Here is a 17,029-nt window from a genome sequence, read left to right as displayed (position 1 = left end):
CATGCAGCAATCTCAATTTTTATCAATCGCGCAGCGACTAAATAAACTCGACCCGAAACAGCAGCAGCTGTTTCGCCAAAAGCTTGCACAGCAAGGGATTAATAGTTGGAAACTACCCATAGTAGAGACAAAGCTCTCAACCTACGCACTTTCAGTTGCTCAACAGCGATTTTTAGTGGCAGAAAAGATGGCGGACCGCGCTCTTTACAACCTCTGTACAGTGGTTAAATTCGATTTACAGCTAAACCCGCATGCACTCGCACAAGCGTTAACGCAATTAGTTAAACGTCACCAAGTGATGAGGACGTGCTTTAAACAAAATGAGCAAGGAAATTGGTACAGCTATCAGCAAGACAATATCCAACTAAACTTAACGCCGGTGCCATTAAGCGAAGAGCAAAACCGCAATCAGGACGCATGGCTAAGCTCATGTTTTGCACAGCAACAAAACTATCAGTTTGATTTAAGTGCTGAAGTTCCTTTTCGAGTGTCATTATATCAAGGCCAAACGGCATATTGGTTATTTGTAAATATTCATCATGTGGCTTTTGATGCTTGGTCGTTTGATATCTTTAATCAAGAATTAGTGCAGCTTTACAATGCTATTGTAAATGACCAAAACGTCACACTGCCACCATTGAGTATTCAGTATCAAGACTATGCTACGTGGCAAAATCAATGGTTAAAAAGTGAAGACTATCAAACTCAGCAAGACTATTGGCAGCAACAACTTGAAAATTTACCGCCTACACTTAACTTGCCGTTTGACTTTTCTCCTGTAAATCAGCTGCGTACTTTTGAAGGACAAATTGAGCAGTTAATCTTAGATGCAGATACCAGTGTCGTGCTGCGACGCGCAATTACACAGCAAAACTCTACATTATACGTCTATCTGCAAACTATCTTTGCGTGGGTTTTAGCTCACTATAGCGATCAACACGATTTTTGCTTTGGTAGTTCTATCGCAAATAGAACCCGAGCTGAGCTTAGCCATTTAGTGGGACCTTTACTGAATACTCTGGTGCTTCGTCATTCTATTGACCCTTGTGAAAGCTTTAAAGATGCACTGAAGCATTGTTTAAAAACATCAACAGAAGCCTTTGACAATCAAGACTTTCCTTTTGAGCACTTAGCAAGTTTACTTAATCACGATAGTAGCTCTGGCGCTCTGGCGCTATTCAACGTCATGTTTATTCATGTTGGCTTAGCAAATCAAGCAGCAGTTAAACTAGGTAATAGTCATGGCTCTGTGCTCAGTATGGAGCAAAATAGTGCACGCTTTGATCTGACTTTAAGAGTGGTTGAACAAAACGATCAAACAATTTGTTTAGATTTAGAGTACAGCACAGAGCGATTCTTGCCATCGACTGTGAAGCAATTATTGACTGACTTTCAAGCAATACTCTACGGTTGTTTGAGCAACCCAAATTGCAGCTTTGCTGACATAGCTTCACAAATCAGTAAGAGCAAAATAGATGGCCCTGCATTAGTCGAAACGCCAGAGCTGTTAACAGAGCGCATACGTCAATTTGCCACATGCAATGACCACGGCGAAACTAAGGTTGCGTTATTTGACGCGCAGCAATGCATTCATTACCCGCAATTAGTTCAAGATATCGAATACGCGGCATTGTGGTTACAACAACAAGGTATTAAAGCGCATAACCATGTGGCGATGGTCATGCCACGCACCTCACTACAAGTAACCTTAATGCTTGCTAGTTGGCAATTAGGAGCTGTCTGCGTGATGCTCGATCCTAAACAACCTGTTGCCCGCCTTGCACAAATTTGTCACGATGCTGACGTTAAGCTTATTCTCAGTGACAAGCATTATGACATCCCATCGATTGCTCAAGTTGCACAGGTTTCACGTGAGCAATTTATCTGTGTGCAACACAACGAACAACGCCCACATTGTGCATATCAAGTTGCGCCACAAGACCCCGCTTATATTCTTTACACCTCAGGCTCGACAGGCAAGCCAAAAGGTGTTGTGGTATCACACCAAGCGATAAGTCACTACAGCGCAGCTATCGCACAGCAATTCCCACAACCAGCAGGTAGCCGCTGGCTCACTCTGGCAACCGTTGCAGCAGATCTCGGTTTAACTTCGGTGTTTGGCGCACTTTATCAAGGTCAGTGTTTAGTATTACCTTGCGCAGACACCATTGCCGACCCCAATGCCCTATCTAGATTTTTAGTCAACCACCCAGTGGATTGTTTAAAAATCACCCCATCTCATTTAAACGCGCTGTTGAGTGTTAAAAATCCAGCGCACATTTTACCCAAGCGAACGCTATTTTTAGGCGGTGAAGGGCTAAACCAAGGTGTGCTCGCTCGGATTAAGGCGTTATCACCTAAACTCAACGTCGTAAATCACTATGGCCCAAGTGAGAGTACTGTAGGTATTTGTGCCACCTTATTAGACAACACATTACATTCTACCTTGAGTTCAGTCGCGGCGCTTGGCAACCCCTTACCTGGTAATTCAATAACAGTGAGAAATGCCCAAGGAAAGCTTTTGCCGCGCGGTACAGTGGGTGAGTTATGTGTCAGTGGCAATCAACTGGCACTGGGATATTGGCAAAATCCAACGCAAACGGCACAGTTATTTGTGCAACCACAAAAATACCCGCGTTATTACAAAACAGGCGATCTAGTGCGCATTAATCATCAAGGTTTGCTTGAGTTTATGGGTCGCAGTGACGATCAAGTAAAACGTCGTGGATACCGAATCGAATTAAACGAAATTAGCCAATGGATATGTCAACAACCACACGTCAGTGAAGCCATCGTTTTACTGCAAAAAGCGCCTGAGTCTGGCAAAGCGCTACTGCTGTCGTGGTTAACACTTGAGCAATCAGCTTCCAATGAGCAACAAGTGATTGATACATTAAAACAAGCGATTAGCAGCGCTTTACCTGATTATATGCACCCCGATCATTGGCTTGTTCTAGAGTCACTGCCGTTAAATAACAACGGCAAGGTTGACCGTAAATCGCTACCATTACCTAACTTAAAATCAGCGCCAAATTTACAACCTAACCGCGCACTATCGGATGTGGAGCAAGTCCTTGCTAAAATTTGGCAAACATTGTTAAAAATAGAGCAAATTAAACCAACTGATGATTTTTTTGCCCTAGGCGGCGACTCAATAATGAGCCTGCAGATGATAGGCTTAGCTGCCAATCAAGGGGTGAAATTAATGCCAAAAGACATCGTAACGCATCGTCAATTGGCTAACATCGCCGCTGTCGCGAATACAACATTAAGCAAAGAGATTACAACGCATCAAAATGATGCCGTGCAATTAAGCGAGCAAGCAATAGCCTATCAAGAAAAAGTGCTCGATTTATTTAAGCATATCTTGCGCGATAACTCACTCAGTGCTGCTGATAACTTTTACACTCGAGGGGGCGACTCGATATTAAGCCTGCAATTCATCGCACTGGCCAAGCAAGAAGGCATATCGGTGATGCCAAAGCAACTGCAGCAAAATCCAACCGCACAGTCATTGGCTCTGTCGGCTTGCCCAATAAGTGATAATGGTATAACCAATGAGTCGCTTGATAACCCAGCGCAGCAAGAGCAGTTCTGCGTAGATTTAACAAAAGCTCAACCTTTATCGGCTGCACAAAAACGTATTTGGTTCTTGCAACAACTTGAACCTGAGAATACTGCCTACAACCTCCCTGCGGCTTTTAAAGTAACAGGCAACATTGACCTTGATAGGTTAACTTCTGCTTGTCAACTTTTGGTCGATAAGCACTGGATGCTACGCACCAAATATATAACAGATAAAGAGCGTGACGATGTATTACAAAAATTAGTCGACACATATCAGCCACTCACCGTGCATGCTGCTATGGATGAAATCGCTGCAAAGCATTATGCATCACAACTTGTGCATCAGCCACTTGATCTAGGCACAGGTAAGGTGCTTAGTATCGGTCTATTACCAATCGCCAATAATGCCAACAGCCATATTCTGGTGTTTAATATTCACCATATCGCAACCGATGGCTGGTCAATGGGTATACTCATTCAAGACTTATTAAAGCTATATCAATCCGATAATGTGCCAGCACCACAGTTGCAAGAGCAAACCAGTTATTTTGATTGGTGTATTCGCCAACAATCTCAAAGCGTAGATGACTCGGTATCTGATTATTGGCTATCACGCTTAGCGAATATGCCTCACCAACTTGCACTGACGTACGATAAACCAATGCCTAGCCAACAAAATTATGCCGGTGCAACGCAAGAGTGGACCATCCCCCCAGCAATTGTCAGGCAATTAGATGAGTACGCCAACACACTTAATGGCACACCATTTAGTTTATTGCTCGCAGGTTTTCAGCTGCTGATGTGGCGCTATACACAACAAAATGATTTTGCTGTAGGTATCCCAGTCAGCGGCAGAGAAAATGTGCAAAGTCAGCATATTGTGGGTGTATTTATTAATACTCTGATTAATCGCGCGCAAATTAAGCCCAACCTTGCAACAGTTGATTGGTTGACGCAACATATCGAGGCACTACAAGCTGACTTAGCACACCAAAGCATGCCACTAGAGACATTGATTAATGAGCTCAAACCAGCTAGAAACCTAGCCAGACCGCCAGTTTTTCAGGTGTTATTTAACTATCAGAATGACCAATTAAAACAGCGCAGTTTGTCATTGCCTGAACTTGATTTTGAAGCGCTTGAGCATAATGAGGTTAGCACCAAATTTGAACTGAGCTTTAACCTGCTACGCCGTGATAATTTAGTGGTACAAATTGAATATAATCAAGACTTGTTTGCTGCACAAACCATTGCACAGCTGTTTGAAGATTACCTCAGTATCCTAAGTTGGTTACCAACAGCAAAACAAACGCCATTATCCGCTTTGACACTAAGCTCAGTAGATAAAGCGTTAAACGCTGCCAGCAAAACTCATTGCGATGCTAGTCTCAATCGAGAAGCGGATGCAAAAGACGACTTTATCGCGCGTTTTGAGCGCCAAGTGATACAACAAGCGCAAAAAACGGCTGTGATTGCCGATAACAAACATTACAGCTATGTACAATTAAATACTGATGCCAACCGACTCGCATACTTTTTGCAAAGTAACGGCATTGGTGCAGAAAAGCTTGTTGCCCTTTGCTTACCTCGTGGCTATCAGATGCTGGTAGCGCTTTTGGCGATTCAAAAAGCTGGCGGCGCGTATTTACCATTAGATAGTACCCAACCCAAAGCGCGTTTATCATATATTATCGAACACGCACAACCGCAAATGCTATTGTCGCAAACATCTATAAGCCGGATATTTGAATTAAACATACAGATTATCAACCTTGATGTTTTGAGCACTCAGCTAAGCACCCTTGCTGGCGATAATTTACAATTATCCTACGACTCAACACAGCTCGCTTATACCTTGTATACATCCGGCTCGACAGGAAGGCCTAAGGGCGTTGAAATTGAGCGAGGCAATTTTGCTTGCTTCTTAACAGCAATTGAACAAACTCTACCACGCTTTGAGCGCACGCTTGCTCTAACAACAATCACCTTTGATATTGCGGGCTTAGAGCTATACTTGCCGTTAACGACAGGTGCCAGCGTTGTGATTGCAAATGAAGATCAGCAAAAAGATACGCAACAACTGTTCTGGCTTATCAATACATACCGCATTGACTTAGTACAAGCGACACCCGCCACTTGGACTATGTTGACTCAAGATGAGCAGAGCCTCACAGCACAACAATCACTGGCACATGTCCATGCGGTATGTGGCGGCGAGGCACTATCAAGTCAGTTGGCCGTACTATTGAAACAACACAGTAAAAGTGTCACTAACGTGTATGGCCCAACAGAAACCACCATATGGTCGTCAGCCTATCAAATACAACAAGTGAGCAAAAACCAGCCTCCAATCGGCAACCCGATTGCCTACAATCATTTTTATATCCTTGACTCGCAAAGGAACCTAACGCCTTTTGGGGTACCTGGGGAGCTTTATATTGGTGGCCCAACCGTTGCTAGAGGATATCGGCACGATACTGAGTTAACACACGCTGCGTTTATCAAGCACCCTGATTTCGGTCGCCTATATAAAACGGGTGATAAAGTACAATGGATACAAGAACAGGCATCGCCAGTATTAGCATTTGTTGGGCGCGTAGACTTTCAACTAAAGCATCGTGGTTATCGGATTGAGTCCGGTGAAATCGAACATGTATTGACGCAGCATAGCGCCATTAATCAAGCCGTTGTGGTTATTAAAGAGCAACAACTGGTTGCCTATTACGTGACACACCCTGATAGCAGTGTGCCTGATAGTGCCTTATTAAAGCAGTACTTAAGCAAAGCACTGCCAGATTATATGGTGCCACAGCATTTGCAAAAGCTTGATGAGTTACCAGTTAACAGTAATGGCAAAGTTGACCGCGCAGCATTACCCGTGATCACACGGGAACAAGCCTCAGTTCAACGCACTGACAGAACACTTACGCCACAAGAAGAAACGCTTGCGAGTATCTGGAAAAGCCTTTTAAAAGTTGAGCGCCTGCACAGTTACGATGATTTTTTCTTACTGGGTGGCCATTCATTGTTAGCAGCGCAACTTCGATCACACCTAAATAAAATCGGCTTAAATATTCCACTTAAAAGCTTATTTGAACAGCCAACCTTGGCCGAACAAGCCAAACTAATCAGCGCATCAAAGTATCAAAATATTGCCTTGCTCTGCGATCTCAATCCCAAACCTGCGTATTTACCGCTATCTAATGCACAACAACGCGTATGGTTTATGCAGCAGCTTAACCCCGCCAGTGCTGGGTTTAATATGCAAACGGCTGTGCGTATCAGAGGTGACTTATCAATACCTCAGTTAAAACAAGCCATTTTATTTGTCACACAAAAACATCCGATTTTACAGGTAACGTACCACCAACATGGTGAGCAAGCGGTACAAAAATTTAATCCAGCGCTTGCAGTGGCAGTCAAAACAATCAATTTAAGCAATAATTCGCTCCAACTTGAGCAACATTTAGCAAACGCTGCGAATCAAAACTTTAACCTAGAGCATGAATCTGCGCTTCGTGTATTTATTTATCAGTTGGGTAACGATCATTTTGTTTGTCAGATAATTCAACACCATATTGCATCCGATGCTTGGTCAATGACGCTATTGCTTGATGACTTAATGGATGCTTACCAACAGCTTAATAGTGTAAGTTTAGATGCCCTGAGTGGCGACATAACCGAAAAGCCGAGTTATCTCGATTATGCCTACTGGCAAAACACGCCCATGGTCGTGAGGCAGCAGCAAGAGTCTGTTAACTATTGGCGACAAACACTTGCAGGTGTAAAAGACGTACTAGCCTTGCCGTTTGACCGCCCCCGCGATGCTGTTGCACAGACAATGGGCAGCAGTGTTGAAGTCACAATAGATAAGTCATTATTAGCTGAGCTAAAAAATCTTGCTCATCAACAGCAAAGTTCGCTCTTTATGCTGCTTATTAGTGCATATAGCAGTCTTATTTTTCAACAAACCAAGTGCCAAGATATGATTATTGGCACCGATGTGGCAAACAGAGAGCACGCACAAACTCATGATATGTTGGGCTTTTTCGTTAACCTACTGCCTCTTAGGTTCAAGCCTAAGGCAACGCTAAGGTTTAACGACTTTTTACAACAGGTAAAACAACAATGTTTAGATGGGTTTGAACACCAATCAGTACCGTTTGAGCAAATTGTTGAAACCATCAAGCCAACGCGTCTTGCCGGTATGCACCCGCTCATTCAAACACTATTTGTGATGCAAAACACACCAGATAACCAACTCAACATCAGTAACTTGCACATTGAGCCAATTAGCACAGAACAGCAACACGCAAAATTTGATTGCGCATTGTTTGCCAATGAAGATAAACACGCAGAGTCACTGTTATTAAGCTGGGTTTTCAATACGCAACTTTTTGATAAATCGACCATTGAACTATTGAGCCAACAGTACACACAACTACTGCGCACAATTTGTAAAACCCCGAATGCGCCACTGAACAATTTACTTACGCACATCCATGTACATAAGGAAGTAAGCGACATGCCTACCACCAGCCGCCCTACAAAGTTAAATAAACTAAATAAGTTTAACAAGTTAAAAAAGCTCAAAAACACAGAGTCTGATAAGGAGTTAGTCAAGGCTGCAGCACTTCATGAAGACCGTCCATTTCCACTATTAGTGCAATGTCAGAGCAATACGCTAGACCCTCTCACTTGGGCAAGACAAAACCAAGTACAAATTATGGATTGGTTACAAGTGCATGGCGGCATAGTGTTTAGAGGATTTAATTTACCAACGGCATTAGAATTTGAGCAGTTTTGTTTAGCCATTTACCCACAATTATACGCCATGTATGGAGATCTACCGAAAAATGATATTGGCAACAAAATTTATAAGTCTACGCCTTATCCAAATGAGCAGATGATCATGTATCACAATGAAAGCTCGCACCAAAACCAATGGCCAAGAAGGCAGTGGTTTTACTGTAGTCAAAATGCTGCAGTAGGTGGTGCTACGCCGATTGTGGATTGTCGTGAAATGTACTTGCGACTGCCTGAGCAAGTCAGAGAAAAGCTTGAAACAAAACAGCTGTGTTATATACGCAATTTTTCTTCTCTTGATGTCAGTTGGCAACACTTCTTTAAAACCCATAGCAAGCAACAAGTGGAGTCTATTTGTAACCAAAATGGTATTGACTTTCAATGGTATGGCGATGATAACTTGCGTATTAGTCAAGTCTGCCCAGCAGTGATCACCCATCCAATCACCAACGAGAAGAGCTTTTTCAACCAAATTCAGCTGCACCATTACAGCTTCCTAGAGGAAGACGTTAAACAGCACTTCTTAGAGACTGGCGGCATAGATAATCTCCCCCGCAATGTGTGCTATGGCGACCAAGAACCATTAGAGCAAGAAGTTATTGATGTGATCAGCCAGTTATATGAAGCCTGTGCGGTTAGATTTGCTTGGCAAAAGACAGACGTTGTTATGCTCGATAACATGTTGGCTGCGCACGCTAGAGACCCATTTGAAGGAGAAAGAAAAATTGCTGTCGCGATGGGCGATATTTATGAAATCGGTGCATCAAATACGCAAATACCTGAGTCTGTCAAACATAACGATGTCGTCAATAACAGCCAACTTTCTGTCAATGAGGAGCAAGCATAATGAACTCATGGAAAAACACTACGCAAGATTTAGGCTTACCTCTTGCTCGCCAACAACAGTTAGTAGCGAAATATAATAGCGACACTTTACGTAGTTATTGGTTTGAATTTGCAAACAACATAACAGCAGAACAATTACAGCAAAACCTCAATAGCTTGATGCATTCAAATCAAGCTCTGTCGAGTTTTGTCGCAAAACCAGAAGGATTCGATGTTCTTAGACAACAAGTGCAAACACCTAGATTGCACTTTTTAGTCAAAGATCAGTATGAGCTGGTTGGCAATGACGGTGAAACACTCGCACAAAAAAAAGCCAAAATGGAACAGCAAGCCCAGCTGGAACATGCACAATCACAGCCACACCTTTTGGTGTGGTGCTGGCCCCACCAATCGGGTTTGACCGTGCAGCTAGTAGCATCAACGTTACTGATTGATCATTATAGTGCCTACCTTTTATACCAAACACTCAGCGGTGAGATGCAATTGGAAGAAACCATTCAGTATCCAGAGTACATTGAGTGGCTAACTGAGTTGGTGGCTGATGAAGATGCTCAAATTGGTAAAAACTACTGGCAAAACCTAGCAGTGTCACAGTTATCTGAAGCTGAGTTAATCGAAAAAGCGCCTGATCTTAAAGTGCAAAGTACGCTACCAAACGTGGTATCTAGCGCTATTTCGCCTCAATTACAAGCGCGACTAAACCAGCTTGCTACGCAACTACAATGCGACTGCGCAAACATCGTGATTAATGTATGGACCAATATACTCAGTAGGCTGACGAATCAAAACGAGTTAAAACTTGATTATTATCACGACAGCCGTCTTGATTATGAAGAGTTCAGTCAAGCTTTTGGTCTATTTACTCAACCTTTGGTTGTGCCTTTTTATGAACTCAATAATGCCGACCTTGTGGGGGCAACGCAGGGTTTTAGTCAATTATTTACAGAAATTAAAGACTATCAAGAGTACCTTGTAACCGATCCAAACTTAGCAAGTACCCGCTCTCACGCTGGATTCTTTTGGCACAAGCAAAATAGCCTAATTGAAATGCAAACGGCTATGCCCATTGCCAGCAACCCACTATTACTGGAGTATCACTTTGTAGAGCAAGGTGAAGGAAAATTTTCACTGTTCTATAATCATCAATACTATAGTCATGAGGTAATAACTCGAGCATTAGCTCACTTTGAGCAACTTTTAGCGGTAGCACTTGAACAACCTGAAATAAAATTTAGTCAGCTCGATGTATTGCTAAACGATGAGCGTGCAGGACTGTTTGTATGTCAAAACGATAAGCTGGCATTACTTGATAAACAAGGTGACTTGCATATAGATAACAATAAAACTCTAGTCACGTTATTCCGTGAGCAAGCGCAACAATACCCAAAACAAATAGCAATTCAAGACGGTGCTTTCACACTAACTTATCAAGAACTTGATGCTTTAAGTGACCAATATGCTGCAAGCTTACAAGCTCATGGTGCATCTACCGACAATATTATCGCTTTATGCTTATCGAGACACTATGAGTTATTGGTCTGCATATTGGCGGTGATGAAATCAGGTGCCGCCTATTTACCACTGGACCCTGAGCAACCGATTGCAAGATTGCAGCAAATTATTAATGATGCTAAGCCAGTCATCGTGGTGAGTGAATTGAATACACTGAGCACTGAAAACAAAATATCACTGCACGATCTTAAACAGCATAAACACCTGCTTCAATCGGTTGAAATATTACCCCACCACCTGTGTTATGTTTTATATACTTCGGGTTCTACAGGCACACCTAAAGGTGTCATGGTTGAACACCAACAGATCAGTCATTATAGCCAAGCCATTACGCAGCAGCTCGCTTTGCCAAAGCAAAGTCAATATGGCTTAATTTCGACCTTAGTAGCTGACTTGGGAAATACCATGTTATTTCCAGCTTGGCTGACGGCAAGCTGTGTACACTTACTCGGTAAAAATGAAGCCAGCGATGGCCTAGCGCTCGCAGAGTATTATAAAAACGTTAACCACAGCCATCAATCACTAGAGTGTTTAAAAATCGTCCCTTCCCATTTGGAAGCATTACTGGCCTGTGGAGAAAATATTTTACCCTCGCAAGTACTCGTACTCGGTGGCGAACCTATTCAACCTAGTTTGATCGAGCGATTACAATCTCTTGCTGTGAAATGCCGCATTTACAACCACTATGGACCAACAGAAACAACGGTTGGCGTACTCATTGGTAAAGTTAACCTAGCACACGGTCAAAGTCACCTTTGCACTACCATTGGAGACAATGAAATACACTTACTTGATGAACAGTTGAACCCTGTCATCAGTGGCCAAAGCGCTGATTTATATGTCTCAGGAAAAAATGTTACCCGTGGGTATCTAAATGACGTAAGCAAAACCGCGCAAGCTTATATTTACCAACCTAAAACTGACAAAAAGCTATATAGAACTGGTGATTTAGCTTTTGCAGCTGCAAATGGAGCAATCCGTATTTTAGGCAGAAGTGACCAACAAATAAAAATTCGTGGTTTTCGTCTGGACCTATCAGAAATTCAAGCCCTGTTATTACAACAAAATGGTGTTGCGCAAGCTACGCTGCAAGCTTTTGGTGAAGGTGAAAACAAACAATTACTCGCCTTTGTTATCATGCATCAGGGCTATCAACTTAACGACTCTCAAGTACGAGATTTTTTGGCGCAGCAACTACCAAATTATATGGTCCCTGCGCATATCTACGCTATCAATGAGTTTCCACTCAATGCCAATGGTAAGATAGACCAAGCTCAGTTACGAGTACTCGCAAAAGCACAGCAAAATCAGGTTATCGTTGCAGCCAAAAATGCGATCGAACAAGCAATATTGGCAATATGGCAAAGTGTATTGCAACAACAGAATATTTGCGTCACAGCCGACTTTTTTGATATTGGTGGTCACTCTTTGGCTGCGATTAAAGTCGTTGCCAAGATCCGTAAAGAAATGAATGTTGACCTGCCAACAGATTTATTGTTTAAGCACAAATCTATCTTAGCAATCGCGGCATACATTAACGCGCAGCATTCAATTGCCACAGATAAAACTGAACGCCTCATTGCGCTAAATGATAAAGCTGATGCGCTTGATGAATCAACAAAACCCATTATGGTCTTAATGCATTCTTTGGCTGGCCACTTTAATTACCACAAGCAGTTCATTCATAATTTAGCAAATGAAGTGCCACTATTTGGATTAACCCCTAACCGTGAGTTAATCAACACTGGCAACCACGATGATCACGCTATCATCACCGATGATTACATCGAGCAGCTGCTTGAGCTGAAATCCCGTCCTTTAGTATTGGTAGGCTGGAGCCTTGGTGGTAAGCAAATGATGCTTATGGCAAAAAGAATGTTATCACTTGGTTTTAATATAAAAGCTATCAGTGTAATTGACTTTGACCCCACACAGCAACTTGACTTAGCCGATAACACACAGCAGTTAATAAGTGATTTTCACGATTATTTAGCCGCTGAAAATATACCGCTCAGTGCTGAGCAAATTTCTCTGTGTACACAAGATCTTAATGGTGACTATCAAAGCGCAATGACACAGCTACTTAATCACCCTTTACTGCAACAGCAGATGTTTGATGATGTAGATACAAGCATTTTATATCAAAGGTTTATGTTACGTTGGCACAGTAAACATGTGCTATATCAAGCAACAATGCCCAAACTAGACCTGCCTATTTGGCTATGGCATGGTTACGGTTATCAATCAAGCCCACAGATATGGCAACAATACAGCAACCAAGCTCTTTGGTGTCGTTATATTGATGCCGATCACTATGGCATTCTAAATACCCCTACTTTAGCCAAAACACTATTAAGCAATCTAGATAAAACACACAATGTGGTGGACGCATAATGAGTATCACAAAACAACTTCTTAAAGACGCCAAGTCAAATATCATCTTTGCCATGCTAGCCAGTATGGTCAGCGCGTCTGCAGGCATTGCTATCATAGCAGGAATTAATTATGTCATTGAGCAAGGCATAACAAACCTGCCAAGTGCTATTGGTTTATACATCGCCCTATTGGCCTTATTACTCGCAAGTAGTGTGTGGTCTCAAGTGCTATTGGTTAATATTGGCTATAGCATGGTTTTTAAACTCCGCAAAAACTTAGTCAATCGCATCTTAAATACCTCAATCGAACGCCAAGAGCAGCTTGGCAGTACCGATATCTATAACGTGCTAACGCGTGATGTCACTATGGTTTCTAACGCCACTCGTCAATTACCCGTTGCTATGTACAACAGCTTTTTAGTGCTAGCTGGTTTACTCTATCTACTTTGGCTTTCTCCTTTGTTGTTTTTATTTGTATGCGTAGTAGTAGTTTTTGGTGTGTGGACAGACGCCAAACTCACCAATTCGTTACAACACATGCTAACTAAAGTGAGACGTTTAGACGACACACTATTTCAGCACTACGAAGCAGTAGTTGAGGGCCGAAATGAGTTAGCATTAAACCAAAAACGCCGTCACGTATTATTTGATGAGCAGTTTTTGCCAACCGCAGAAGAGTCCCGTGCACAAGCTGCAAAAGCTGAAGTAGTTTGGGCAGTTAATCTAAATTGGACCACGTTACTGATCTTCTTCATTATAGGTGTGGTCTTTTTTGCAGGCCTTAAGATTGAATCCGTTGGTCAAGATGTGGTTATTGCTTATATTCTCGCAATTATGTTCTTGCGCACTCCTTTGTCTATGATTCTTGATAGTATTCCAACGGTTATTAAAGGTAATGTTGCCTTACAAGCCATCAATCGTTTGGATCTCAATGAAGACGACTCAGCAGCCGATACCAAACAGTCAACATCCATTGACTTTAACACTTTACAACTGAAGCAAGTTCAATATCAGTACCCAACACATAATGGCGAAGCAGGCTTTACGCTTGGCCCTATCGACTTTGAGGTGCACAAAGGAGAGCTTATCTTCTTAATCGGTGGTAATGGTAGCGGTAAGTCAACGCTTGCCAAACTATTAACTGGACTTTATAAAGAAAGCTCTGGCCAGCTGTTACTCAACGGTACACAGATTAATGATAGTAATAGGTCACAGTTAAAAAATTGCTTCTCTGCAATTTTCCCAAGTTTTTACCTATTTAGTGATGTTGTTGATACCCATGGTAGTAGTCAAGATGATGAAAAAATTACCCATTACCTTGAGCGCTTGGCAATAAACAGCAAAGTTTCGGTGCAGCAAGGTAAGCTGTCAACAACGGCATTATCTCAAGGGCAAAGAAAGCGTTTGGCTTTAGTGCTACTTTATATGGAAAACCGCCAAGTTTTATTACTAGATGAATGGGCTGCCGATCAAGACCCAGTATTTAGAGAGGTGTTCTACCGTGAGATACTGCCTCAATTACAGCGTGATGGAAAAACGGTGATAGCCATAAGTCATGATGATCATTACTTTGATGTGGCAGATAGAATCTACAAACTTGATTATGGACAATTAATACAGTTTGATGTCCATCAACATAAGTTATTTTCTGCAGGTTAGTTTCTACCAAAAAACTGAAGACGCTGGAGACTTTAAATCTCCAGCAACCAAAGTTTTTACCATAATTTTTTTGCATAAAACGATTGTATTTTGATCGGTAAGAATGTGATCGATAAGTACGTTCACTGTAGATTTAAAGCATGCGCAAGTCTAGTCCTGAGCATGCAATAACTCACAGTTACCTTATATCAATCAGCTTCAATATTTATCTCGATTGACATTACTTACTTAATGTAAGGCTAAAATTACCAGCACCAGAGTACGAATATACAGTAATGCGATAATAGCCACTATTGGCCTGATATGTAATCACTTCATTAGATGTTGGTGTTTGTGAAATAGCGGCCTGTGTCCAACGCCCTCCTTGCCATACTTCAAGCTTTAGGTCGAAATCAGCATTGCTAGGCCCTTGTAAAGCCATATCAAGTGTACCACCGGCATATTGAAACCATGACCCATTGGGCACAATTGCCTGCTCTTGATTAGCTAAATAACCCGTGTAGATATCACCTGATGGTGGCGTTGCATCAGTATCTATAGTAAAAGAGATTGACTGTGCAGCATCGCTAATATCCCGAATAATCAAACCAGAATCACGACCGTCCCACCACTGTGCATTAGTCCCTTTCGAGCTTAGCGCATTAGGAAGTGTTGCTGAAAACTCCCCTGCTAAATCGTATAAATCAGAATTATCACCTCTGTTAATATTATTTTCTGGTTCGCGATTGCCATCAGCATGTTCCATTTGAATATATGGATACCATTCATTTGAATTGTTACCTCGACTATCCACATGCCAAATAGCGAGGCCTTGATCTACTTGTTCTGAATTCTGACCTGAACGGTGAATTGCTTCAATATAAAAAGCTTCATTTTGGTTACTGGGATTTGTCCATTTATAGGATGTATTTGAACCTGAGATATGATTAAGTGCGCCGCTCGGTGCATTATTATTTATTGCAGGGTTGAGTTCTGTTACGGTATCCCACCCGGCCAAGTTTCTAAAATGCGCAACGGGTGGGGTTGGTTTAAAGCGATTCGTTTCGCCAATTGCACCATAGCCCATCACACCAAAACTCGCGACCGACCCTTCGGAGCTGCCATCATAATCATATAAATCTGGCCAATTTGTAATTAAATGACCTGATTCATGTACAAAAGTACCAATCGCAAGGCTGTCGCGCATATCAGTAATTTGGTAGCGATCCGTACATACACCATCGGCACAAAACTGTGGACTCAACCAAGCCATATGCGGCCATAACCCTTTAGACCAACTACTATCAGAATTGCCTGCATAAAAAATATTTAAGCCTTTAATTTGACCATTGCCATTTACAGAAAGAGTCGAAAAATCAAAATTTTGTGTAAACTCTAGCCAATTTAGTGCCTCTTTTATCAGTTCTTGAGAGCGAACTGTAGAGCCATATCTACTATCTGCGTAGTAGGACTTATTCTTTATTGCGGTATAATAAGCCGTCACGGTATTGGTATAATCTAATTGCCCACCTGAGACACTTCTAAAATAACCACGCACTGATTGTGCATTACCAAATTCTGAATAATTTAGATCATTTAAAAAAGACTCAACCTGTGTCTTATTAATCGTGCCCGGAAAATCAGGAAAATCAATAATTATTGTCAACCCTTTGATTTTCCCAGTACTTTGCACACTCACGTCATTATGGTTGGTAGTTTGACCATTATTTTTTAGCTGCTGCTGACCAAGCAGTTTGTTTTTCGCCTGTGCTATTTTCCTTTGTATTGCAGTTTGGCTTAAAGTACGTCTGTCATTTTGTTTTACATCTTGTGCTGACTTTTTACTCACCAACACACCCGTAGAAAGTAGGTTTTGACCATCTTCTGAAACTTGTGCGTAAGCTAAGCCATTTAGGTGCTCATCAAAAATAACTAAACGACCATCACGGGCGCGCTGATAGGCAAAATAATCATTACCCTCTACGCTAATACTGACTATTTCACCCGTTGGTTGAGTATAATTATAACGGTGATTTTGATAAGGAATGGCAGCTTGAGTTAAGCCTGAAATAATTGCTAGGGGCGCAATCGAAAGTTTGATGAATCGATACATGTTGTGTTCCAATGACTGTTACAATGAAACATATAGTTAACATCAAAAACAACTTTATTCAACATTACATCTGTGACGTTTCGATCTATGATCAGACTATGTGCAATAATAATTACACATTAGTTATCTTTTTAAAGAAACAAACATGATTACCCACTTGTTAAGTGGGGTT

The 17,029-nt window shown here is 41.8% G+C and carries 4 protein-coding genes; 3 read left to right on the top strand and 1 reads right to left on the bottom strand.

Annotated features, from left to right (window positions below; genetic code table 11):
- The first annotated feature begins 1 nt into the window (after position 1).
- The 3 genes from OCI93_RS14410 to OCI93_RS14400 are packed head-to-tail and all read left to right on the top strand — an operon-like array spanning position 2 to position 14,765.
- Positions 2-9,220 (top strand): non-ribosomal peptide synthetase, encoded by a 9,219-nt coding sequence (locus OCI93_RS14410; protein ID WP_261626692.1) that lies wholly within the window; start codon positions 2-4, stop codon positions 9,218-9,220.
- On the top strand, positions 9,220-13,125 hold the full coding sequence (locus tag OCI93_RS14405) for an AMP-binding protein (protein WP_261626691.1): 3,906 nt from the start codon (positions 9,220-9,222) through the stop codon (positions 13,123-13,125). The genes OCI93_RS14410 and OCI93_RS14405 overlap by 1 nt, the downstream gene beginning before the upstream one ends.
- Positions 13,125-14,765, top strand: a complete 1,641-nt coding sequence (locus OCI93_RS14400) for a cyclic peptide export ABC transporter (RefSeq protein ID WP_261626690.1) — start codon at positions 13,125-13,127, stop codon at positions 14,763-14,765. Before OCI93_RS14405 ends, OCI93_RS14400 begins: the two co-directional genes overlap by 1 nt.
- A 220-nt stretch (positions 14,766-14,985) precedes the next feature.
- Here the strand turns inward: OCI93_RS14400 and OCI93_RS14395 are convergent, their stop codons facing one another.
- Entirely contained in the window at positions 14,986-16,857 is a 1,872-nt protein-coding gene (locus OCI93_RS14395; RefSeq protein WP_261595252.1) for a M6 family metalloprotease domain-containing protein, read from the bottom strand.
- Positions 16,858-17,029: the final 172 nt, after the last annotated feature.

Source organism: Pseudoalteromonas holothuriae (assembly GCF_945859825.1).
Taxonomy (GTDB): Bacteria; Pseudomonadota; Gammaproteobacteria; order Enterobacterales; family Alteromonadaceae; genus Pseudoalteromonas; species Pseudoalteromonas holothuriae.
This window is presented reverse-complemented; position numbering and strand designations above follow the sequence as displayed.

Excerpts from the sequence above, each read along its gene's own strand:
- OCI93_RS14410 (WP_261626692.1), top strand. The coding sequence starts at position 2 with ATGCAGCAATCTCAATTTTTATCAATCGCGCAGCGACTAAATAAACTC.
- OCI93_RS14405 (WP_261626691.1), top strand. The coding sequence starts at position 9,220 with ATGAACTCATGGAAAAACACTACGCAAGATTTAGGCTTACCTCTTGCT.
- OCI93_RS14400 (WP_261626690.1), top strand. The coding sequence starts at position 13,125 with ATGAGTATCACAAAACAACTTCTTAAAGACGCCAAGTCAAATATCATC.
- OCI93_RS14395 (WP_261595252.1), bottom strand. The coding sequence starts at position 16,857 with ATGTATCGATTCATCAAACTTTCGATTGCGCCCCTAGCAATTATTTCA.